1 pseudogene is annotated in these 1,070 nt (G+C 56.3%); it reads right to left on the reverse strand.

The features are described from left to right. Positions 1–1,048: pseudogene (locus tag U4E84_RS18490) on the reverse strand (SMC family ATPase); the annotation flags it as partial. Positions 1,049–1,070: the final 22 nt, after the last annotated feature.

A 1,070-nucleotide genomic window follows, 5' to 3' on the forward strand; every position in this document is an offset into this window, starting at 1 on the left:
TGATCGGCCGATCGCACGTTGGACACGGCACATCCGACGCATCATCCACGTCGATTTCCTTCAACTCCTCGTTCTGCGCTTTCAGCTCCTCCACCTCCTTTTGTAGCGACTCTCGTTCGACAGACAACTCGCGGCGCTCGTCGCGCAGAGTTTCGAGTTCCTCAGCCTCGTCACGCTGCGCCTCAGCAGCCTCGATCTGATCTTCGAGTTCCTCGATTTCGCCTTCGATCTCCAAAATCTCGGCTTCGTACTCGTTGATCTCCGAATCGATCTCACCGATCCGCTCTACGTCGTCCTCAAGTTCCTCGACCTCCGCCTCTAGCTCTCGGTACTCCTCAACGTCCGGTTCGACTTCTTCGAGCCGCTCTTTGGCTTGCTCTGCCGTTTCAACTGCCTTCTCTTTCTGCTTGGCCTCGGTGCGCTTCTGTTTGATTTCGCTTTTGATCTCGTCGCGCTCATCGATCAACTCTTCGCGCTCGTCGATTTCTCCTCCCAGCCGTTCTCGCTTCTTCTCTGCCTCGCGGTGCGCCTCGTACTCTTCTTCGACATCGGACAGGGTTTCGACTGCGGCTTTGGCCTCCGCCAGCGCTTCTTTGGCTTGTTCGAGTTCTCGCTCTGCTGCGGGGATCTTCGTGTCCTCAAGCGATTTCAACTCACCTCGCTTCTCATCAAGCGCAGCCTCGACCTCCTCAAGCGCCGTGTGTTCGGCCTGTAGCACCGTCACACGGTGTTCTATCGTCGCAATATCCGCCTCATACTCTCGTAACTTGTCTTCTAACTCTTTGACTTCCGACTCGACATCCGGCAAATCATTCAATTCCCCGCGAAGTTCGCTGACCTCTTCGTTTTTCGCGGTGATTTCCTCGTCAAATTCGCCCTGTAAGCCACTCAGCGACTTGTACGCCTCCCGGTACCGTTCGATATCAAACAACGGGTCGAACGTATCTACGCGGTCTTTCTCGCTTTGCGTGAAGTCAGCGAGGAAACTCGTCTGCGGCACCCCGACGCTCCGCTCCCATACCTCCGACAGATCAGCCGCGTCATCCACACCGAGCTTCTCCGCTACCCAC

This window comes from Halorubrum sp. AD140 (assembly GCF_034497445.1).
Lineage (GTDB): Archaea > Halobacteriota > Halobacteria > Halobacteriales > Haloferacaceae > Halorubrum.